Genomic DNA, 19,852 nt, shown 5'->3' on the forward strand with positions numbered 1-19,852 from the left:
GGTTAATACACCCAGCGATAGCGTTGTAAATCGATTTGTCCGCTTCCCGACACCACCACGCCTTCCGCCAGTAATGCCTGACGTTGCCGCTGTAGATCCGGCCCGGTAAGTGATATTGCGCCGTGGCGGTTCACCACCCGATGCCATGGTAAAGTGCTGCCTTCCGGCAGACGTTTTAAAACTCCGCCGACCTGACGCGCCGCCCGAGGCGAACCGGCAAGCCGGGCGACATCACCGTAGGTCGTGACAAATCCTTCCGGGATAGAAGCGACGATTTGCCAGACGCGTTGAGGAAATGTGTCCTGAATATCCATAATAGAATCCTGCGTTAATGCTTCAGGATAATCTGGAATAAGGGGAGAGGAAAGCCCGGATGCGCAAGAAACCAGCATCCGATGCCTGATGGGTTGCAATTGCACGATATAGCAGTGATAATGCGCCTGCGCGTTGGTTCACAACGCTCTCAATGGGGGCTCTGTTGGTTCTCCCGCAACGCTACTCTGTTTACCAGGTCAGGTCCGGAAGGAAGCAGCCAAGGCAGATGACGCGTGTGCCGGGATGTAGCTGGCAGGGCCCCCACCCATTTGTGCCTCTCCACACTGTTCTTTTCTGCTGTGCGACGTTATAGCCGCTGTTCCGCCCAAAGAATAAATGCCGTAGCGGGTAGGGGCTTACTGTATAACCAGCCCTGACCATAATGTACGCCATGCTGGCGTAGCCACTGTTCTTGCCTGGTCGTTTCGATGCCTTCTGCGACCATCTTGAGTTTGAGCGTTTTCGCCATTTCAATAATATGCGGCGTGACGTTTTTATATTCCAGCGCATCGACAAAAGATTTATCAATTTTAAGGACATCCACATCCAGATTTTGTAAGTAGCTGAGGCTGGAATAGCCGGTGCCAAAGTCATCAATATAAATTGAATGTCCCGCGTTACGGTATCTGGCGACAATTGGCGCGCTGGTTTTCGGATCGGCGAACTCGCGTTCCGTTAATTCAAGCGCGATTTGCGACGGAGAAATTTGGCTACGGTTCAGCAGCGTGCTTAACAGCGTCGGCAACGTTTCCGACGCCAGATCGGATGCCTCAAGATTGATTGAAATATGTTGTTCGGGATGGGACTTTAACCAACTCCCCATGTCTTCAAAAACGGTTTCGATGATTAGCCGGGTTAGCGGCTCCGTGAGCCCGGTTTGTTCAGCCAGCGCGATAAAAATTTCCGGCGAAAGGAAGGTGCCGTCCGCCTGTTGCCAGCGAGCTAAGGCTTCGGCACCGACAATTTTTCCGCTGCTCAGGGAGACAATAGGCTGATAGTGTACGTTAATTTCGCGATTGTCTATCGCATCCTGGAGACGGTGGCGGGGCGACTGTAGCCGACGCAAAATACGCAGAATAAAGGCCGCGGCCAGCAGACCCGTTACGATGCCCGCCGGTAGCCAGATAAACGCCTGTCGATACCAGCTCCTTTCCAGCGGAGCGGTCGGTGCCCAGCTTACGATAGTAATGCCCATTTCCGGAAAGGGGTGGATAGCATACTGAATGCCTCGGTTTTCCAGCCGCAGGGGCGTCTCATGGTGAATGAGCGGAAGAATAGCGGGGTCAAGGTTACCGCTGCTGGCAACCACAGTATTGCGTTCCCGGCCAATAATAGCGACGTCAATCGGCCATGCGCCAAACGGAATCACATCGATAAAGGACGCCGGGTCGATCATCACGATATAGCTGTCGCTCCCGAGTGCCGCCATATAGCGTTTTATACCCAGATCGTTTTGCGCCGTAAACCAGGCGCGATAACCGTCGCGAGTGATTTTCATGGGCGGAGGGAACGCGGGAATATGGCTCTCTTTTTCAAGTGAGGAACAAACGGGAATCGAATTTTTAAGATACAGAACTTCCTGGACATACCGAAAGCTATAAGACACGCGGCGCATGGCGAGTAAATGGGCGCTGCTGCAGGGCTCGCCTTTAAAGGAGGCAATATGCGTTAACGCGGCTTTTGCCTGGTCACTGACCCTTTCTGTACGTAGCGCCACCCGGGACGAGAAGATATCCAGCTCTTCGTTAAACCTTTTTTCAACTTGACGGTGCGCCAGCCACAGGCTCAATCCTATCGGGAAAAGGACAGACAGGATAAGCACTCCCGTTACCAGGCTGACCAGATGTCGTGTTGTCACAGTGATGTCCTTATAAACACAGCGTAGAGAAAGTATATCCGATCGTAAATCGCGCCCTTGAATGATAAAGCTATTTTATCGATTTTACAGATACAGGGGCCAGACTAACGCGTTACGCCACGTTGCTTTTGCCGCCAGGAAGAGATCGTGAATGTTTACCGGTTGAAAAAGGAGCGTTGATAGCGTATTTTATTGTTATGTTATAACATAATTGAGAGAGCGCAATGAAACCTGATATTCATCCTGTATACCGCACCGTCGTATTTCACGACACCAGCGCAAATGAATATGTGAAAGTGGGATCAACTATCAAAACTGAACGTGAAATCGAACTGGACGGCGTGACATATCCGTATGTCACTATTGATGTGTCATCAAAATCGCATCCTTTTTATACCGGTAGACAGAAAACGTTTGATAGCGAAAGTAGCGCCGCACGCTTCCAGAAACGTTTCGGTCATTTTATCGGCGCTAAACGGGGGTAAATGAAATGCAGGTGTTAAACTCACTTCGCAATGCAAAACAACGGCATCCGGATTGCCAGATAGTCAAACGCAAAGGACGCTTATACGTGATTTGTAAAACAAATCCGCGTTTTAAGGCGGTTCAGGGGCGTAAAAAAAGACGTTAAAAAACCAACAGTTCAGGGAAAGCAGTGCGTACCAGGGAGGGTGCGCACTTTTTTATTACCGGCTGGCTTCTGCGCGGGCCAGCGTAAAAATATCGTAGAAGGAAAGTTCGCCCTTACGGGCAACCATTTTTTGCAGCTGGACTTTATGTTCATTATCCACCTGTGGAGACTGAAGAATCGTCTCAATGAGCGTGGGGGGAACAAAGCGGGTGTTGTACCATTCGCCGTTGTAACAGACCCGGAGGTCCAGCACATCGATGTCGTTATAGTGATAACGCGGGGCGATGTCGAAAAAGAAGAAGCCATTAAATGCGATAAATAACACCACTAACAGCCATACTGACCCCACCAGCGTTTCTGATTGCAGCATGACCGCCAGCGTCGCAAACCAGGCTGCATACATCGCGATAAATAACCCAGGATGCTTGCGGATAAAACTGATACTAAAACGCGGCCTGTTATCGCGTTTTTCACGGACGTTTAAGTCATCAATAGTTTCGCTAAGCAGGCGCTGTATCTCTGTCATCTTTTGCCTTCATGATTTCTGCGACATAGGGTAATAACAGCCCATTTTAAAGGGAGGTGTAACGTGAAAAAAGTAACAGATTAACCACGAATTAGCATAACAGTTATCATTTTGACTACAATTTTTTAATGATTCGCGCCGGGTTTCCGCCTACCACGACGTCTGGCGGTACGTTTTTTGTCACCACAGCGCCTGAAGCGACGACGACGTTATCGCCGATGGTTACGCCAGGATTAACGACGGCTCGTCCGCCTATCCAGACGTTATTTCCGATAGTGACGGGTTTACCTAATTCTCTGCCGCTGTTGCGTTCGACGGCGTCCAGCGGGTGCGTGGCGGTATAGATATGTACCCCTGGCGCGAGCATACAATTATCGCCAATATGAATTGGGCAAACATCAAGCATGACGCAGTCGAAGTTAGCGTAAAAGGAGTGACCAAGAAAAATATTATAGCCGTAGTCGCAACGGAAGGAAGGTTCAATATAGGCGTCTTCGCATCGACCCAACAGGTCGCGTAAAATCGCCTGACGCTTATTTATTTCATCAGGCGTAGTATAATTGTATTGATGGATGAGTTGACGCGCCCGCAGTCGATCCTGGCATAAAGTTTCATCGGTCGGGCAATACAGTGCCCCAGCGATCATTTTTTGTTTTTCGTCACTCATCGCGCGCTCCCCTTGGTGGATATTATCGCAATAGAAGCAATAATAAAGTATTAGAGGGAACGTTCCCTGCTATTGGTATGTGATCTATATCACTGTTCTATAATAGCCCGTTGTGTTATTAGCCAGAACGAGGAGGCAGATAACACCTGCGTGTTCTCTAAAAAGTAATGTAGCGTGATTAACGAATGAATTTCCATACTGAAGAGGGGATCTTGTCGTAGAGTTTGTTCATCGTCAATTCTGCAAGACGGTGATCCGCAGCTGAGTAAAATACAGCCAGCTCATTGTCGGACAATTCATATTTATTTTTCTCAATGACGCGCTCCAGAGTGTCAATTGTCTGACAGCGCCGTAAACGCATCAAATAATCAGTTTTAGTTAATGGTTTATCAGACATAAATTCTACCTATGATTGTAATAATTTTTAACAAGACAAACTAACAGGATTAGCCCTGGTGGCGTTGACGAAACAACGGAACAGGCGGTTGCCCGATTTACGCCATTTTTGCAAATCCTGCGTATTAATACCATAGCTGCTGAACAACATAAAGGTGTCGTCCAGGTATTCATCTATCTGCGCAATCAATTTATTGTCTTCATTGTACTTAATTTTATAATTAAGCGCGAAAGTTGCAATATGCTCTATCAGCTCATTGAGCTGCAGGTTGACTGCTGAGGTCGGGTCATTAACCCAGCCATGGTTGCTTTCTTCAAGGTTTGCAAGACAGTCATGATACAGGGTTTCGCAAAGAAATTTAAGCTGTGCTATATCATGTCTTTTGGGTGAGTATTCGTCCATAATGCATCCCCTTTTTAGTGGCTTAAACTAACCGAACACCTTCGGGATGGATACAACTAACTAACCTGGTACTTCCCACGTCACCTTATGATTTAACTATAATCTACTCTAAAAAACTTTTCATCGTCATATTACGAAAAATTACAATTGCGTGAAAGCCGCGTGTTGCCATACTTTTTCGAATTTTAACAGTGATCGTCGGTCGCCTAAAAAGGAACCAGTTTTATTGTTTGTGTAATCATTGGGTTAACGTTTTTTAGCTTTTCAGGCTAAAACAATAGACTCTGACAGGAGAAAATAGCCAGGAATATTCTTAATATTTCTTAATTAATGGCTGAATTAAGAAATGGCCAACTTTCCTAAGAAAAGCCTTTAACGCAGTAAGGATTATACCTTTTATTAATATGGCAAAAAATAATCAATCTAACAATAAGCGTATTTTATGATTTTTGCGTAAAAAAGGCCGCTTGCGCGGCCTTATCAACAGTGAGCAAATCAGCGATGTTCTGTCGAATGACTATGCTCAATATCTTCGCTTTTACGGCTAAAGCGGCGGCGTACCACCACGAAGAAGACCGGTACGAAGAAAATAGCCAGTACGGTTGCCGTTACCATCCCGCCCAGTACGCCAGTACCTACCGCATTCTGCGCGCCGGAACCCGCGCCGGAACTGATAACCAGCGGCATAACCCCCAGCATGAACGCTAACGAGGTCATCAGAATCGGGCGCAAACGCATCCGGACGGCCTCCAGCGTCGCTTCTACCAGACCTTTCCCTTCTTTATCCATTAAGTCTTTGGCGAATTCGACGATAAGTATCGCGTTCTTCGCCGACAACCCAATGGTTGTGAGCAGGCCCACCTGGAAGTAAACGTCGTTAGTCAGTCCGCGGAAGGTCGCAGCCAGCAGCGCGCCGATAACCCCAAGCGGAACAACCAGCATTACGGAGAACGGGATAGACCAGCTCTCATACAATGCCGCCAGACACAGGAAGACGACGATCAGCGAGATAGCATACAGGGCAGGGGCCTGGTTGCCGGACAACCGCTCCTGGTAGGACATCCCGGTCCAGTCATACCCAATGCCTGACGGCAGCTTGCTGGCCAGTTCTTCCATCATCGCCATCGCTTCACCAGTACTCTTGCCTGGCGCCGCCTGACCCAGAATTTCCATCGAAGGCAGACCGTTATAGCGTTCCAGACGTGGCGAACCATATTCCCAGCGGGAAGAGGAGAATGCGGAGAACGGCACCATCTGACCATCGCTACCACGAACGTACCAGTCGTTAATATCATCCGGCAACATGCGGTATTTCGCTTCGGACATCACGTAAACTTTCTTCACACGACCGCGATCGATAAAGTCGTTTACATAGCTGCCGCCCCATGCTGCGCCCAGCGTGGTATTAATGTCGCTAATAGACACGCCCAGCGCCTGAGCTTTTTCCTGGTCGATATCGATTTTAAACTGCGGCGTATCTTCCAGGCCGTTAGGTCGAACGCCGACCAGCAGATCAGGATATTTCGCCACCTCGCCGAACAACTGATTACGTGCCTGGGTGAGTTTTTCATGACCAAGTCCCGCCTGGTCAATCAACTCGAAGTCAAACCCGGTTGCGGTGCCCAGTTCAACAATCGCCGGTAGGTTAAAGGCGAAGACCATCGCATCTTTAATTTGTGAAAACGCTGCGGTTGCCCGCTGGGTAATCGCTTCAACCTTGTTTTTTTCGCCTGGACGATCGGCCCAGTCTTTCAACGACACGAATGCAATACCGGTATTCTGACCGCGCCCTGCAAAACCGAAGCCGTTGACGGCGAATACCGATTCAACGTTGGCTTTCTCTTTGTTCAGATAGTAATCCGTGACCTCATCCAGCACTTTTTGCGTGCGCTCTTGCGTCGCGCCGGCGGGGAGCTGGACCATTGTCAGGAATACGCCCTGGTCTTCATCTGGCAAGAAAGAGCTTGGCAGACGAACGAACAGATAAGCCATACCGACGACGATAATGAGATAGAGCAGCAGATAACGCCCGGTGCTGCGCAGAATATTGCCTACGCTATCGGTGTAGTGATGCGTGCTCTTATCAAACAGGCGGTTAAACCAGCCGAAAAAGCCTTTTTTCCCTTCGCCATGATCGCCTTTGGCGACGGGTTTGAGCATCGTCGCGCACAGCGCAGGCGTCAGGATCAGCGCGACCAGCACCGACAGCGCCATCGCCGATACGATGGTGATAGAGAACTGACGATAAATTGCCCCGGTTGAGCCGCCAAAGAAGGCCATCGGAATAAATACCGCCGACAGTACCATCGCGATACCCACCAATGCGCCCTGAATCTGGCCCATGGATTTGCGCGTCGCTTCCTTCGGCGGAAGGCCTTCTTCCGTCATAACACGTTCGACGTTCTCGACCACCACGATGGCGTCATCCACCAGCAAGCCGATGGCGAGCACCATCCCGAACATCGTCAGCGTGTTTATCGAGAAACCGAATGCCGCAAGTACGGCAAAGGTTCCCAACAACACCACCGGAACCGCAATAGTCGGAATCAACGTTGCGCGGAAGTTCTGCAGGAACAGGTACATCACCAGGAACACGAGGATAATCGCTTCGACCAGCGTTTTTACCACTTCATGAATAGAGATCTTCACGAACGGCGTGGTGTCATACGGGTAGACGATTTTCATCCCTGGCGGGAAGAACGGTTCCATTTTTTTCAGTTCGGCGCGAATAGCGGTAGCGGTATCCAGCGCGTTGGCGCCGGTAGCCAGTTTGATGCCAAGACCTGACGCTGGCTGACCGTTAAATTTCGCGATGACGTCGTAGTTTTCGCCGCCAAGCTCAATTTTCGCTACATCCCGCAGACGAACCTGAGAGCCATCCTGATTCACCTTCAGCAGGATTTTGCCAAACTCATCCGTTGAGGTCAGACGCGTTTGGGCAATAATCGATGCGTTAAGCTGCTGGCCTTTTACCGGCGGCGTACCACCGAGCTGACCTGCCGCGACCTGGGCGTTCTGCGCTTTGATCGCGTTAATCACGTCGACCGGCGTCAGTTGGTATTTGGTCAGCTCTGTCGGATTCATCCAGATACGCATCGCATACTGCGAACCAAACAGCTGGACGTCGCCCACCCCAGAGGTACGGCTGATCGGATCTTTCATATTGGCGGCAACGTAATCCGAAATATCCTCCTGGGTCATGGTGCCGTCGGTGTTAATGACGCCCACTACCATCAGGAAGCTACTTGAGGACTTCTCAACGCTCACGCCCTGTTGCTGTACTTCCTGGGGAAGTAACGGCATTGCCAGTTGCAACTTGTTCTGAACCTGAACCTGCGCGATATCCGCATCGGTGCCGGATTCAAAGGTCAGAGTGATCTGCACGGTCCCCGTGGAGTCACTGTTGGAGGACATATACATCAGGTTATCGATACCGTTCATATTCTGTTCGATAACCTGCGTGACGGTATCCTGTACCGTTTTCGCATCAGCGCCAGGGTAGGTTGCGGAGATCGTCACTGCTGGTGGCGCAATCGTCGGATATTGCGCTACCGGCAATTTGAGGATCGCGAGCCCCCCTGCCAACATGATGATGATGGCGATCACCCACGCAAATATAGGGCGATCGATAAAGAAATTAGGCATGTCTTAACGGCTCCTGTTTAAGTTAAGACCTGGGCTGAGCAGGTTGATCACCGCTTGCGGCTTGCTGTTTGTTATCCGCGGTAATTTCCTGCACTTTAACCTGTGCGCCAGGACGTACTTTTTGCAGCCCGCTGACGACTACGCGGTCGCCCGCTTTCAATCCGTCAGTCACCAGCCACTTATCGCCGATCGCCTGGCTTGCGACGATTTGGCGGGTTTCCACTTTGTTATCAGCGCCAACCACCAGCACCGTGGCATCGCCGCGTGGAGTACGGGTAACGCCCTGTTGTGGAACCAGTAATGCCGTCGGTTTTGTCCCTTCCTGCAGACGTGCGCGAACGAACATTCCTGGCAATAAGGTGTGATCCGGGTTAGGGAAGATGGCGCGCAAAGTAATAGATCCGGTGGTTTGGTCAACGGTAACGTCGGAGAATTCAAGCGTACCGGATTGCGGGAATTTGATACCGTCGCTGGTCACCAGATCGACCTTCGCTTTGCCGTTTTCCTGCTTCAGCGAACCATTTGCCAGCTCCTGCTTCAGGCGCAGGAAATCATTGCTGGACTGGGTCACATCGACATAAATAGGGTCCAACTGCTGCACTGTCGCCAGCGCCGACGCCTGACCGTTCTGTACCAGCGCGCCTTCCGTTACGGATGACTTACCAATACGACCGCTAATCGGTGAGGTGACTTTGGTATACGCCAGGTTGATACGTGCGGTTTCAACGGCGGCTTTTGCTGCGACAACGGCGGCAGTCGCTTGTTGCGCGTCAGCCAGCGCCTGATCGTATTCCTGCTTACTGATGTACTGCGTACCCAACAGCTTTTGATAACGCTTCACCGTCAGTTCAGCGATATTCGCGGCGGCCTGCGCTTTTGCCAGATCGCCCTTAGCGCTGTCGTAAGTCGCCTGGTAGGTCGCAGGATCAATCTGATAGAGAGAGACTCCCGCTTCGATATCACTTCCCTCAACGAAATTACGCTTCAGGATAATGCCGCTTACCTGCGGGCGAACTTCGGCGATACGGTAAGCAACGGTACGACCCGGAAGTTCAGTTGTGATTTGCAGTGGTTCCGTTTTTAGTGTGACAACTCCAACTTCTGGCATCTGCTGGCCGCCTTGCTGGTCCTGTTTGTCGTCACATCCTGTTAGCGCTAAGCTGCCTGAGAGCATCAGAACGACCGCCAGAGGCGTTAACCCTCTGTTTTTGTTCATATGTAAACCTCGAGTGTCCGATTTCAAATTGGTCAATGGTCAAAGGTCCTTAAACCCATTGCTGCGTTTATATTATCGTCGTGCTATGGTACATACATCCATAAATGTATGTAAATCTAACGCCTGTAAATTCACCGACATATGGCACGAAAAACCAAACAACAAGCGCTGGAGACACGACAACACATCCTGGATGTGGCCCTGCGTTTGTTCTCGCAGCAAGGCGTATCAGCAACCTCGCTGGCGGAGATTGCGAACGCTGCTGGCGTGACGCGCGGCGCAATCTATTGGCATTTCAAAAATAAGTCGGATTTATTCAGTGAGATCTGGGAGCTATCAGAATCCAATATTGGTGAGCTTGAGATTGAGTATCAGGCAAAATTCCCCGACGATCCACTATCTGTATTAAGAGAAATTTTAGTTCATATTCTTGAAGCTACTGTAACAGAAGAACGACGCCGCTTATTGATGGAGATTATATTCCATAAATGTGAGTTTGTCGGAGAAATGGTTGTGGTTCAACAGGCGCAACGTAGCCTTTGTCTGGAAAGTTACGATCGGATTGAACAAACGTTAAAACATTGTATTAATGCTAAAATGCTGCCTGAAAATCTGCTGACTCGTCGTGCGGCGATACTGATGCGCAGCTTTATTTCAGGGCTCATGGAAAACTGGTTATTTGCTCCGCAATCGTTTGATTTAAAAAAAGAAGCTCGCGCCTACGTCACGATCCTGCTGGAGATGTATCAATTGTGTCCGACGCTGCGCGCGTCGACGGTCAACGGCTCCCCCTGATAATATTCCAGGAAAACTCCTGGACATTTTCTGTGTCGCTATTCTGTTTGTTACAGGCGTGATATTCTTGCGACTCAATTATTTCCGGTCTGCTTGCCGGTTCAGACACTTCATTCTCATGACTATGTTGCAGCTTTATAAACGTTCACAGCATTTTGTTTTTATTACAATTAGCGTCCTTATTATCCTGCTGTCCTGTCAGTCTCTGGCATTTGCCCGGGGGCAAACGAATGGCGACCTGCCGTCAAAAGCGGATGTACAAAACCAGCTGGATACGCTGAATAAGCAAAAAGATCTCTCCGCCCAGGATAAGCTCGTCCAGCAGGACCTTATTGATACGTTAGCTACGCTGGATAAAATCGAGCGGGTGAAAGAGGAGACCGTACAGCTACGGCAGAAGGTGGCGCAGGCGCCTGAAAAAATGCGTCAGGCGACGGCTGCGTTGAATGCGCTGAGCGACGTCGATAATGATGATGAAATGCGAAAAACGCTGAGTGCGCTTTCGCTACGTCAGCTTGAGCTGCGCGTGGCGCAGGTACTGGATGATTTGCAAAATTCGCAAAACGATCTTGCCGCTTATAACAGCCAGCTTGTTTCGCTACAGACCCAGCCTGAGCGCGTGCAAAACGCCATGTATACCGCCTCACAGCAAATACAGCAAATCCGTAACCGTCTGGACGGCAATAACGTCGGCGAAGCCGCGCTTCGCCCCAGCCAACAGGTGTTATTACAGGCACAACAGGCGCTGCTTAATGCGCAGATCGACCAGCAACGTAAGAGTCTTGAAGGGAATACCGTTTTGCAGGACACCCTGCAAAAACAGCGGGATTACGTGACGGCCAACAGTAATCGCCTTGAACATCAGCTTCAACTTTTACAGGAGGCGGTCAACAGTAAACGACTTACGCTAACGGAAAAAACGGCCCAGGAGGCCATTTCGCCGGACGAAACGGCGCGTATCCAGGCGAACCCGCTGGTAAAACAGGAACTGGATATTAACCATCAACTCAGCCAGCGTCTGATTGTCGCGACCGAAAACGGCAATATGTTGATGCAGCAAAACATTAAAGTAAAAAACTGGCTCGATCGCGCGCTGCAGTCGGAAAGAAATATCAAAGAACAGATTGCCGTCTTAAAAGGCAGCCTGTTGCTGTCGCGTATTCTTTATCAACAGCAGCAAACCCTGCCCTCCGCCGACGAACTCGAAGATATGACCAACCGCATTGCGGATTTGCGTCTGGAACAGTTTGAAATCAACCAGCAGCGTGATGCCTTATTCCAAAGCGATGCCTTTGTCGACAAGCTGGAGGAGGGGCATACCAGCGAGGTGAATGATGAAGTTCATGATGCGTTGCTTCAGGTGGTGGAGATGCGCCGTGAGCTATTGGATCAGCTAAATAAACAGTTGGGTAACCAGCTGATGATGGCGATTAACCTGCAAGTTAACCAGCAGCAGTTGATGAGCGTCTCGAAAAATCTGAAAGCCATTCTGACGCAGCAGATTTTTTGGGTAAACAGTAACCGCCCTATGGACTGGGACTGGCTTAAAGCGTTCCCCCAAACGTTAAAAGAGCAATTCAGCGCCATGAAAATCACGGTGAACTGGCAAAAAGCCTGGCCCGCGGTATTTATTGCTTTTTTGGCCGGGTTGCCGCTCTTGCTCATCGCCGGTTTAATCCGCTGGCGTCTGAAATGGTTAAAAGCGTATCAACAGAAGCTGGCCGCCGCCGTGGGATCGTTGCGTAACGATAGTCAGCTCAATACGCCAAAAGCTATTCTGATCGATCTGATCCGCGCGCTGCCGGTGTGCCTGATTATCCTCGCGCTTGGACTGATCCTGCTGACCATGCAGCTAAATATCAGCGATCTGCTCTGGGCCTTTAGTAAAAAGCTCGCAATGTTCTGGCTGGTCTTTGGGCTGTGCTGGAAGGTGCTGGAAAAAGAGGGCGTGGCAATACGCCATTTCGGTATGCCAGCGCAGTTGACCAGCCACTGGCGTCGCCAGATTGTACGCATTAGCCTCGCATTGCTGCCGCTGCACTTTTGGTCTGTGGTGGCGGAGTTGTCGCCGCTGAATCTGATGGATGACGTGCTGGGGCAGGCGGTTATTTTCCTCAATCTGCTGGTCATAACATTGCTGGTGTGGCCACTGTGCCGGGAAAGCTGGCGCGATAAAGAATCTCACGGCATTCGACTGGTGACCGTGACGATTCTTTCCATTATTCCGGTGGCGTTAATGGTATTAACGGCGACCGGCTATTTCTATACCACCCTGCGCCTGGCGGGGCGCTGGATTGAAACCGTCTATCTGGTCATTATCTGGAACCTGCTTTATCAAACGGTGCTGCGCGGGTTAAGCGTAGCGGCGCGCCGGATTGCCTGGCGACGCGCGCTGGCTCGTCGTCAGAACCTGGTAAAAGAGGGAGCGGAAGGCGCGGAGCCACAGGAAGAACCCACCATCGCGTTGGAGCAGATTAACCAGCAAACATTACGTATCACGATGCTGCTAATGCTTGCCCTGTTCGGCGTTATGTTCTGGGCGATTTGGTCCGATTTGATCACCGTATTCAGCTATCTTGATAGTATCACGCTGTGGCACTACAACGGCTCCGAAGCTGGCGCTGCGGTGGTGAAAAGCGTGACGATGGGCAGCTTGCTATTCGCCATTATTGCCGCGATGGTGGCCTGGGCGCTTATCCGCAACTTACCCGGCCTGCTGGAAGTGCTGGTGCTTTCACGCCTGAATATGCGCCAGGGGGCTTCGTATGCGATCACCACGATCCTTAACTACGTCATTATCGCTGTTGGCGCGATGACAGTATTCGGATCGCTCGGCGTCTCGTGGGATAAACTCCAGTGGCTGGCGGCGGCGTTGTCGGTGGGTCTCGGTTTTGGGCTACAGGAGATCTTCGGTAACTTTGTTTCGGGTTTAATCATCCTCTTCGAACGTCCGGTACGCATTGGCGATACGGTAACGATCGGCACCTATTCCGGTACGGTCAGTAAGATTCGTATTCGCGCCACCACTATTACCGATTTTGATCGTAAAGAAGTGATCATTCCGAACAAAGCATTCGTAACGGAGCGGCTGATTAACTGGTCCCTCTCCGATACCACGACACGTCTGGTGATCCGGCTTGGCGTGGCTTATGGCTCGGATCTGGAGAAAGTGAAAAGAGTCCTGCTACAGGCGGCGATGGAGCATCCGAAGGTGATGCACGATCCGGAACCTGCCGTATTCTTCACCACCTTTGGCGCCAGCACGCTGGATCATGAACTGCGTCTGTACGTGCGTGAATTGCGCGATCGTAGCCATACGGTGGATGAACTGAACCGCGCGATCGATCGACTGTGCCGTGAAAATGATATCAATATCGCCTTTAACCAGCTTGAGGTGCATCTGCATAACGCGAAGGACGACGAAGTCACTGAAGTGAAGCGCGATCTCAACGGCGGCGATCTGGCGCTTACGGCAAGCTAAAAGGCGGTGGGCTGCGCGCTTTATGAGTGCGCGCGGCGCCGCTAATGCGAAAGCGTAGAAAGCTCTTCCGGCGTAATGCCGGTGACGCTGGCGATGAGCCCGGGTTCCAGCCCGTTGGCAAGCATTTTGCGGGCAATAGCGCGCGCTTCGGCCTCTCGGCCTTGTGCTAACCCTTGCTCAAGGCCTTTTTGCAGGCCCTTTTGCAACCCTTCCGTTCGGCCTTTTTCTTCCAGCCATTCCGCTATTGTCATCAGTTGTTCCTTATACTGCGGCGCGCCCTGCGCCAGTTGACGAATCAGCGCTCCGGGTTCTGCGGCGTTTCCTGCTTTCAACATATAGTTGATTAGTACACTGAGCTGCGTGTCCGTCAAATGATCCTGCGTTAAAAGCGTGATAAGGGGGTCGAGCAGTTCGCTTAAATCTCGTTGACGAATGTGTTTTTGCAGGAGCTCTAACATCGCTATCCGCCGATGCTGCAAAAGCTGATTATCCGGCATTATCGTCAGGTCGACCAGCGCAAATTCGCGGCTGTATAAGGCCTTCGCCATATCCGGTTTCACAAACATATTATGCCAGTTAAGGCTATAGGGCCACGGGCTTTCCGGACCGTGATAAAAGAGGATTGGTACCACCAGCGGCAAGGTATCATGACCGGCATCCAGATGACGCTGCATGGCGGCAATGGCGTAACGCATCAGGCGAAAAGCCATCAGCCGGTCTGATTTGCTCTGATGTTCAATGAGCGCGTAAACATACCCGGGGCCGTGTTGGGTATGCAGAGAGTAGAGAATATCTGAGTAGCGGCTGCGTAAATTGTCTTCAACAAAACTCCCTGACTCCAGCTTCAGTGAATCCAGATCGCAGATTGCAAGAAAGTCTTCTGGCATGTGGAGAGCCAGAAAGTCGCGGGCGACCTCTTTTTGCATCAGCATCTGTCGAAATACCGCATCGTGCGGCGTGGTGGGTAGACGTTCCATGCCCCGTCCTTTGTTGCCTGACTGTAGCGACCACTCTGTCAGCGACAACGAGGACAAACCAGCGGGCAATTACTCTGTTTGCGAGTCGTCTTCCGTACTTTTTAACTTGTTTTCATAATCACGCATAACTATTTCCAGCGCGCGTAGCACCGTTCGTGCCGGTAAGCGATTCTCTTCAAGCAGCACAATTAAATCCACGGCCAGTTTGACTTCATCAGGGGCATTTTCAAGCGACATACTTTCTCCAGGATTAACGGGTTAAACGCGCCAGTACGTTTTCTATTTTCTCCAGCGCATGTCGGCAGCGCGCCAGCCGTCCTTCATAGATCTCGACTTCCTTTTGCAGCGTTTGTTGTTCGACAAGGCCGGTCGCCTGCGCCAGACGAATTTTGCGCTCCTGTGTCATCGCCAGTAGTCGACGTTCAAACTCCTGATGCTGTATTCGTCTGCGCTGCCAACGGCCAAGCCCTGGCGCGGCGGTGTCCCACTGGCGCAGCGACCAGGCGGCGGTTTCACGCGATATCGCCTCCAGTTGCGAAGCCAGATGTTCCGCCAGCCAGGCGACTTGCGGCAGTTGCTCATGTTTTACCGCCTGACGCAACGCGGCGAGATTGGCGTCAGCCTCTTCCAGATATCCCTGCAACAGAGTACTGCGGGTACGGAAAAGGTGTCGGTCAAAGCGCGCGCTTAACGTCGCATGTTGCGCCAGCGGCGCGCAGCGTTGGCGTAGCGTCGCCAGCCTCTCTTCCAGCGTCTGTAACAGCATAGCGGTTTTCAATTCAACACCCCGATGAAAATAAGACAGGCTGTGCTACAGTAGCCTTCTGTTTGATAACGATTCGCATTATGCAACGTACTATTTTAATCATCATTGGCTGGCTGGCGGTAGTATTAGGGACACTGGGCGTGGTTTTGCCCCTGTTGCCGACTACGCCGTTCATTTTACTGGCGGCCTGGTGTTTCGCCCGCTCGTCGCCGCGTTTCCATGCCTGGTTGTTATACCGCTCATGGTTTGGCGGTTATCTGCGCCACTGGCAGCGCTATCGGGCCATGCCGCCGGGAGCAAAACCGCGAGCGATCGCGTTGATATTGCTGACCTTTGGTATATCGCTGTGGCTGGTGAATATGATGTGGGTGCGGGTGCTGCTGTTGGTTATTTTGGCCTGTCTGCTGATTTTTATGTGGCGGATACCGGTGATTGATGAAAAGCAACAAAAGCGCTGAAGCACACGAATCGCTGTTGCAATTGTCGTTCACAGCCAGTAAATTCGACCGTTTTCGAGCACAGGCGCAGGCGGTCAAAGAGTAACCGAGCGTTACCCCTGACCGAAAAGTATTGCGCCGTGAGTAACACCGTACTTAGCAGGCATATATCCATGACCGCGACTGCACAGCAGCTTGAGTTTCTCAAAAACAGCATCAAAAGCATTCAGGATTACCCGAAACCGGGCATTCTTTTCCGTGATGTCACCAGCTTACTGGAAGACCCGAAAGCCTACGCGCTCAGTATTGAACTGTTGGTTGAGCGTTATAAAAATGCGGGTATCACCAAAGTGGTCGGCACCGAAGCGCGTGGCTTCCTGTTTGGCGCGCCGGTTGCGCTTGGGCTGGGCGTTGGTTTTGTTCCGGTACGTAAACCGCGCAAATTACCGCGTGAAACTATTGCCGAGACCTATGAATTAGAGTACGGCACCGATCAGCTGGAAATTCATGTCGACGCGATTAAACCTGGCGACAACGTGCTGGTCGTGGACGATCTGCTGGCGACTGGCGGCACCATTGAGGCGACCGTGAAGCTGATCCGTCGTCTGGGCGGGAAAGTCACCGATGCGGCGTTCATCATTAATTTGTTCGATCTGGGCGGCGAGCAGCGTCTGGAAAAGCAGGGGATTACCTGTTATAGCCTGGTGCCGTTTCCGGGGCATTGATTCAGGCTATCCGCACTGCTATTTTAGCCAGTGAGACAACCTCGCTGTATCGGCGAGGTTGTGTTAGCATTACCCTTCTATGAATCCACCTTCCAGCGTTTCAGAGCCTGCCAATGAGTTATCAGGTCTTAGCCAGAAAATGGCGCCCACAAACCTTTGCTGACGTCGTCGGCCAGGAACATGTGCTGACCGCACTGGCGAACGGCTTGTCGTTAGGGCGCATTCATCACGCATATCTTTTTTCCGGCACGCGCGGCGTCGGTAAAACCTCTATCGCCCGACTGCTGGCGAAGGGGCTGAACTGCGAAACCGGTATTACCGCGACGCCGTGCGGCGTTTGCGATAACTGTCGGGAAATTGAGCAGGGGCGTTTTGTCGATCTCATTGAGATTGACGCCGCATCGCGTACCAAAGTCGAAGACACCCGCGACCTGCTGGATAATGTCCAGTACGCGCCTGCGCGCGGTCGCTTTAAAGTCTATCTGATCGATGAAGTCCACATGCTGTCGCGCCACAGCTTTAATGCGCTACTTAAAACGCTTGAAGAGCCGCCAGCGCATGTGAAATTTTTACTGGCGACCACCGATCCGCAGAAGCTGCCGGTGACCATTTTGTCGCGCTGCCTACAGTTTCATCTCAAAGCGCTGGATGTTGAACAGATTCGCCATCAGCTTGAGCATATTCTCAATGAGGAACATATCGCTCACGAACCCCGCGCGTTGCAGTTGTTATCGCGTGCGGCTGACGGCAGCCTGCGCGATGCATTAAGTCTGACTGACCAGGCGATCGCCAGCGGCGACGGGCAGGTTTCGACGCAGGCGGTAAGCGCCATGCTCGGTACGCTGGACGACGACCAGGCTTTGTCATTAGTCGAGGCGGTGGTTGACGCTAACGGCGAACGCGTCATGTCGCTTATCAACGAGGCGGCGGCGCGCGGTATTGAATGGGAAGCGCTGCTGGTCGAAATGCTTAGCCTGCTGCACCGTATTGCGATGGTGCAACTTTCGCCTGCCGCGTTAGGCAGCGATATGGCGGCTATCGAGCAACGGATGCGCGAACTTGCCCGGACGGTGCCTCCCGGCGATCTTCAGCTCTATTATCAGACGTTGTTGATTGGTCGCAAAGAATTGCCCTGGGCGCCGGACCGGCGGATGGGCGTTGAAATGACGTTACTGCGTGCGCTGGCGTTTCACCCGCGTATGCCCTTGCCGGAGCCTGAAACGCCGCGGCAGTCTTTTGCGCCCGTGGCCCCAACGGCGGTAATGACGCCGCCGCAGGTGCAGCAGCCGTCGGCGCCAGCGCCGCTGCCGGCGTCTACCAGTCAGGTGCTGGCGGCGCGCAATCAGCTACAGCGCGCGCAGGGAGTAACCAAAACAAAAAAGAGTGAACCGGCAGCCGCATCCCGCGCGCGGCCGGTGAATAACTCTGCGCTGGAGCGGCTGGCCTCGGTTTCGGAGCGCGTACAGGCTCGCCCGGCGCCGTCTGCGCTGGAAACGGCGCCAGTAAAGAAAGAGGCTTATCGCTGGAAGGCCACCACGCCGGTAGTACAAACCAAAGAAGTGGTGGCTACGCCAAAAGCGCTTAAGAAAGCTCTGGAGCATGAAAAAACGCCGGAGCTGGCGGCTAAACTGGCGGCGGAAGCGATTGAGCGCGATCCGTGGGCGGCGCAGGTAAGCCAGCTTTCTTTGCCTAAGCTGGTGGAGCAGGTGGCGCTTAATGCCTGGAAGGAGCAGAACGGCAACGCGGTTTGTCTGCATCTGCGCTCGACGCAACGGCACCTCAATTCCAGCGGCGCGCAGCAAAAGCTGGCGCAAGCGCTCAGCGATCTGACGGGAACGACGGTTGAACTGACCATCGTTGAAGATGATAATCCCGCGGTGCGTACGCCGCTGGAATGGCGTCAGGCCATTTATGAAGAGAAACTCGCGCAAGCGCGTGAGTCAATTATTGCGGATAATAACATTCAGACGCTGCGTCGATTCTTCGACGCCGAGCTGGATGAAGAGAGTATCCGCCCCATTTGATCGTAAGCCTGGCTTGCGATTGTGAACCATCAAGAGAGAGAGCTTATGTTTGGAAAAGGCGGTCTGGGCAATCTGATGAAGCAGGCCCAGCAGATGCAGGAAAAAATGCAGAAAATGCAGGAAGAGATTGCGCAGCTGGAAGTGACCGGCGAATCCGGCGCGGGTCTGGTGAAGGTTACCATCAACGGCGCGCATAACTGCCGCCGCGTGGAAATTGACCCAAGCCTGCTGGAAGATGACAAAGAGATGCTGGAAGATCTGGTCGCTGCGGCCTTCAACGATGCGGCGCGCCGCATTGAAGAGACGCAAAAAGAGAAGATGGCTTCCGTCTCTTCCGGTATGCAATTGCCGCCAGGCTTTAAGATGCCATTCTGATGCAAACCAGTCCGCTGTTAACTCAGCTTATGGAAGCGTTGCGCTGCCTTCCGGGCGTCGGCCCTAAGTCGGCGCAGCGGATGGCGTTTACCCTATTGCAGCGCGATCGCAGCGGCGGAATGCGCCTGGCGCAGGCGCTGACCCGGGCGATGTCGGAAATCGGCCACTGCGCCGACTGCCGCACCTTTACCGAGCAGGAGGTTTGTAATATCTGCTCGAACCCGCGGCGTCAGGAAAACGGCCAGATTTGCGTGGTGGAGAGTCCTGCGGATATCTACGCCATTGAGCAGACCGGGCAATTTTCCGGGCGGTATTTCGTGCTGATGGGCCACCTGTCGCCGCTGGACGGCATCGGGCCGGATGATATCGGTCTCGATCGTCTGGAACAGCGGCTGGCGTCAGAAAAAATCAGTGAGCTGATCCTCGCGACCAACCCGACGGTTGAAGGGGAGGCTACCGCGAACTATATTGCCGAGCTGTGCGCGGAGGCCGGCGTCGAAGCCAGTCGTATCGCCCACGGCGTGCCGGTTGGCGGCGAACTGGAGATGGTCGACGGTACGACGCTGTCCCACTCGCTGGCGGGACGCCATAAGATTATTTTCTGAACAAACGGAG

20 protein-coding genes, 1 other RNA gene and 1 other annotated feature are annotated in these 19,852 nt (G+C 52.3%); of the genes, 10 read left to right on the plus strand and 11 right to left on the minus strand.

The features are described 5' to 3' along the window. Window positions 1–2: 2 nt before the first annotated feature. Window positions 3–392 carry an MGMT family protein gene (locus tag ABVM99_RS11155; RefSeq protein ID WP_000961285.1) on the minus strand — a complete coding sequence of 130 codons (390 nt, stop codon included), beginning with the start codon at window positions 390–392 and terminating at the stop codon, window positions 3–5. An 84-nt stretch (window positions 393–476) separates the two neighbouring features. Here ABVM99_RS11155 and ffs point away from each other — a divergent pair. After that, window positions 477–573, plus strand: an RNA gene (ffs, locus tag ABVM99_RS11160) — signal recognition particle sRNA small type. A gap of 49 nt (window positions 574–622) precedes the next feature. Here the strand turns inward: ffs and ABVM99_RS11165 are convergent. Further along, entirely contained in the window at window positions 623–2,173 is a 1,551-nt protein-coding gene (locus ABVM99_RS11165; protein WP_000213145.1) for an EAL domain-containing protein, read from the minus strand. Between the two features lie 224 nt (window positions 2,174–2,397). On the opposite strand from ABVM99_RS11165, the gene ABVM99_RS11170 reads away from it, so the two are divergent. Both ABVM99_RS11170 and ykgO read left to right on the plus strand, forming a co-directional pair. Then, window positions 2,398–2,658, plus strand: a complete 261-nt coding sequence (locus ABVM99_RS11170; RefSeq protein WP_000801415.1) for a type B 50S ribosomal protein L31 — start codon at window positions 2,398–2,400, stop codon at window positions 2,656–2,658. Window positions 2,659–2,663: 5 nt separating this feature from the next. Further along, window positions 2,664–2,804, plus strand: a complete 141-nt coding sequence (gene ykgO / locus ABVM99_RS11175; protein WP_001197749.1) for a type B 50S ribosomal protein L36 — start codon at window positions 2,664–2,666, stop codon at window positions 2,802–2,804. A gap of 55 nt (window positions 2,805–2,859) precedes the next feature. Here ykgO and ABVM99_RS11180 read toward each other — a convergent pair whose 3' ends face one another. From ABVM99_RS11180 to acrA, 6 genes are all read right to left on the minus strand, one after another. After that, window positions 2,860–3,330: a YlaC family protein gene (locus ABVM99_RS11180; RefSeq protein WP_000136183.1), complete on the minus strand. Its 471-nt coding sequence runs from the start codon at window positions 3,328–3,330 to the stop codon at window positions 2,860–2,862. 115 nt (window positions 3,331–3,445) lie between these two features. Continuing rightward, entirely contained in the window at window positions 3,446–3,997 is a 552-nt protein-coding gene (gene maa / locus ABVM99_RS11185; RefSeq protein ID WP_001278793.1) for a maltose O-acetyltransferase, read from the minus strand. A 178-nt stretch (window positions 3,998–4,175) separates the two neighbouring features. Next, the gene (locus tag ABVM99_RS11190; protein WP_001280991.1) at window positions 4,176–4,394 is read right to left on the minus strand and encodes an HHA domain-containing protein; all 219 of its coding nucleotides are present in this window, start codon (window positions 4,392–4,394) and stop codon (window positions 4,176–4,178) included. A 27-nt stretch (window positions 4,395–4,421) separates the two neighbouring features. Continuing rightward, the gene (gene tomB, locus ABVM99_RS11195; RefSeq protein WP_000344807.1) at window positions 4,422–4,796 is read right to left on the minus strand and encodes an Hha toxicity modulator TomB; all 375 of its coding nucleotides are present in this window, start codon (window positions 4,794–4,796) and stop codon (window positions 4,422–4,424) included. Window positions 4,797–5,291: 495 nt separating this feature from the next. After that, window positions 5,292–8,441 (minus strand): efflux RND transporter permease AcrB, encoded by a 3,150-nt coding sequence (gene acrB, locus ABVM99_RS11200; RefSeq protein WP_001132508.1) that lies wholly within the window; start codon window positions 8,439–8,441, stop codon window positions 5,292–5,294. A gap of 22 nt (window positions 8,442–8,463) precedes the next feature. Then, a complete protein-coding gene (gene acrA / locus ABVM99_RS11205; RefSeq protein ID WP_001039202.1) occupies window positions 8,464–9,657 on the minus strand; it encodes a multidrug efflux RND transporter periplasmic adaptor subunit AcrA in 1,194 nt (397 codons plus the stop codon). Between the two features lie 141 nt (window positions 9,658–9,798). Between acrA and acrR the strand changes: the two genes are divergently transcribed. Together acrR and mscK are read left to right on the plus strand one after the other, a co-directional pair. Then, a complete protein-coding gene (gene acrR / locus ABVM99_RS11210; RefSeq protein WP_000101755.1) occupies window positions 9,799–10,452 on the plus strand; it encodes a multidrug efflux transporter transcriptional repressor AcrR in 654 nt (217 codons plus the stop codon). A gap of 118 nt (window positions 10,453–10,570) precedes the next feature. After that, the gene (gene mscK / locus ABVM99_RS11215; RefSeq protein ID WP_023194843.1) at window positions 10,571–13,933 is read left to right on the plus strand and encodes a mechanosensitive channel MscK; all 3,363 of its coding nucleotides are present in this window, start codon (window positions 10,571–10,573) and stop codon (window positions 13,931–13,933) included. 41 nt (window positions 13,934–13,974) lie between these two features. Here mscK and ABVM99_RS11220 read toward each other — a convergent pair whose 3' ends face one another. From ABVM99_RS11220 to priC, 3 genes are all read right to left on the minus strand, one after another. After that, a complete protein-coding gene (locus ABVM99_RS11220) occupies window positions 13,975–14,910 on the minus strand; it encodes an Rpn family recombination-promoting nuclease/putative transposase (protein WP_023194842.1) in 936 nt (311 codons plus the stop codon). Window positions 14,911–14,979: 69 nt separating this feature from the next. Beyond that, window positions 14,980–15,147, minus strand: coding sequence for a pleiotropic regulatory protein RsmS (gene rsmS, locus ABVM99_RS11225; protein ID WP_000051161.1), 168 nt, complete (start codon window positions 15,145–15,147; stop codon window positions 14,980–14,982). Between the two features lie 13 nt (window positions 15,148–15,160). Continuing rightward, window positions 15,161–15,688, minus strand: coding sequence for a primosomal replication protein N'' (gene priC / locus ABVM99_RS11230; protein ID WP_001519637.1), 528 nt, complete (start codon window positions 15,686–15,688; stop codon window positions 15,161–15,163). Window positions 15,689–15,756: 68 nt separating this feature from the next. Here priC and ABVM99_RS11235 point away from each other — a divergent pair, with 68 nt between their 5' ends. The 5 genes from ABVM99_RS11235 to recR all read left to right on the plus strand — a co-directional run bounded on the left by ABVM99_RS11235 (window position 15,757) and on the right by recR (window position 19,842). Beyond that, window positions 15,757–16,134, plus strand: coding sequence for a DUF454 family protein (locus ABVM99_RS11235; RefSeq protein ID WP_001189860.1), 378 nt, complete (start codon window positions 15,757–15,759; stop codon window positions 16,132–16,134). Window positions 16,135–16,286: 152 nt separating this feature from the next. After that, entirely contained in the window at window positions 16,287–16,838 is a 552-nt protein-coding gene (gene apt, locus ABVM99_RS11240) for an adenine phosphoribosyltransferase (RefSeq protein ID WP_000127350.1), read from the plus strand. Between the two features lie 113 nt (window positions 16,839–16,951). Next, window positions 16,952–18,862 carry a DNA polymerase III subunit gamma/tau gene (dnaX, locus tag ABVM99_RS11245; RefSeq protein ID WP_023194515.1) on the plus strand — a complete coding sequence of 637 codons (1,911 nt, stop codon included), beginning with the start codon at window positions 16,952–16,954 and terminating at the stop codon, window positions 18,860–18,862. Continuing rightward, window positions 18,195–18,259 (plus strand) — a sequence feature (DnaX frameshifting element). Its footprint overlaps the gene before it by 65 nt. A 45-nt stretch (window positions 18,863–18,907) precedes the next feature. After that, window positions 18,908–19,237 carry a YbaB/EbfC family nucleoid-associated protein gene (locus ABVM99_RS11250; protein WP_000467098.1) on the plus strand — a complete coding sequence of 110 codons (330 nt, stop codon included), beginning with the start codon at window positions 18,908–18,910 and terminating at the stop codon, window positions 19,235–19,237. Continuing rightward, window positions 19,237–19,842 (plus strand): recombination mediator RecR, encoded by a 606-nt coding sequence (gene recR / locus ABVM99_RS11255; protein ID WP_023194514.1) that lies wholly within the window; start codon window positions 19,237–19,239, stop codon window positions 19,840–19,842. Before ABVM99_RS11250 ends, recR begins: the two co-directional genes overlap by 1 nt. Window positions 19,843–19,852 lie beyond the last annotated feature (10 nt).

The sequence above is a fragment of the Salmonella sp. SJTUF15591 genome, assembly GCF_043356435.1.
GTDB lineage: Bacteria > Pseudomonadota > Gammaproteobacteria > Enterobacterales > Enterobacteriaceae > Salmonella > Salmonella enterica.

Excerpts from the sequence above, each read along its gene's own strand:
- ABVM99_RS11155 (WP_000961285.1), bottom strand. The coding sequence starts at position 392 with ATGCTGGTTTCTTGCGCATCCGGGCTTTCCTCTCCCCTTATTCCAGAT.
- ABVM99_RS11170 (WP_000801415.1), top strand. The coding sequence starts at position 2,398 with ATGAAACCTGATATTCATCCTGTATACCGCACCGTCGTATTTCACGAC.
- ykgO (WP_001197749.1), top strand. The coding sequence starts at position 2,664 with ATGCAGGTGTTAAACTCACTTCGCAATGCAAAACAACGGCATCCGGAT.
- ABVM99_RS11180 (WP_000136183.1), bottom strand. The coding sequence starts at position 3,330 with ATGACAGAGATACAGCGCCTGCTTAGCGAAACTATTGATGACTTAAAC.
- maa (WP_001278793.1), bottom strand. The coding sequence starts at position 3,997 with ATGAGTGACGAAAAACAAAAAATGATCGCTGGGGCACTGTATTGCCCG.
- ABVM99_RS11190 (WP_001280991.1), bottom strand. The coding sequence starts at position 4,394 with ATGTCTGATAAACCATTAACTAAAACTGATTATTTGATGCGTTTACGG.
- tomB (WP_000344807.1), bottom strand. The coding sequence starts at position 4,796 with ATGGACGAATACTCACCCAAAAGACATGATATAGCACAGCTTAAATTT.
- acrB (WP_001132508.1), bottom strand. The coding sequence starts at position 8,441 with ATGCCTAATTTCTTTATCGATCGCCCTATATTTGCGTGGGTGATCGCC.
- acrA (WP_001039202.1), bottom strand. The coding sequence starts at position 9,657 with ATGAACAAAAACAGAGGGTTAACGCCTCTGGCGGTCGTTCTGATGCTC.
- acrR (WP_000101755.1), top strand. The coding sequence starts at position 9,799 with ATGGCACGAAAAACCAAACAACAAGCGCTGGAGACACGACAACACATC.
- mscK (WP_023194843.1), top strand. The coding sequence starts at position 10,571 with ATGACTATGTTGCAGCTTTATAAACGTTCACAGCATTTTGTTTTTATT.
- ABVM99_RS11220 (WP_023194842.1), bottom strand. The coding sequence starts at position 14,910 with ATGGAACGTCTACCCACCACGCCGCACGATGCGGTATTTCGACAGATG.
- rsmS (WP_000051161.1), bottom strand. The coding sequence starts at position 15,147 with ATGTCGCTTGAAAATGCCCCTGATGAAGTCAAACTGGCCGTGGATTTA.
- ABVM99_RS11235 (WP_001189860.1), top strand. The coding sequence starts at position 15,757 with ATGCAACGTACTATTTTAATCATCATTGGCTGGCTGGCGGTAGTATTA.
- apt (WP_000127350.1), top strand. The coding sequence starts at position 16,287 with ATGACCGCGACTGCACAGCAGCTTGAGTTTCTCAAAAACAGCATCAAA.
- dnaX (WP_023194515.1), top strand. The coding sequence starts at position 16,952 with ATGAGTTATCAGGTCTTAGCCAGAAAATGGCGCCCACAAACCTTTGCT.
- ABVM99_RS11250 (WP_000467098.1), top strand. The coding sequence starts at position 18,908 with ATGTTTGGAAAAGGCGGTCTGGGCAATCTGATGAAGCAGGCCCAGCAG.
- recR (WP_023194514.1), top strand. The coding sequence starts at position 19,237 with ATGCAAACCAGTCCGCTGTTAACTCAGCTTATGGAAGCGTTGCGCTGC.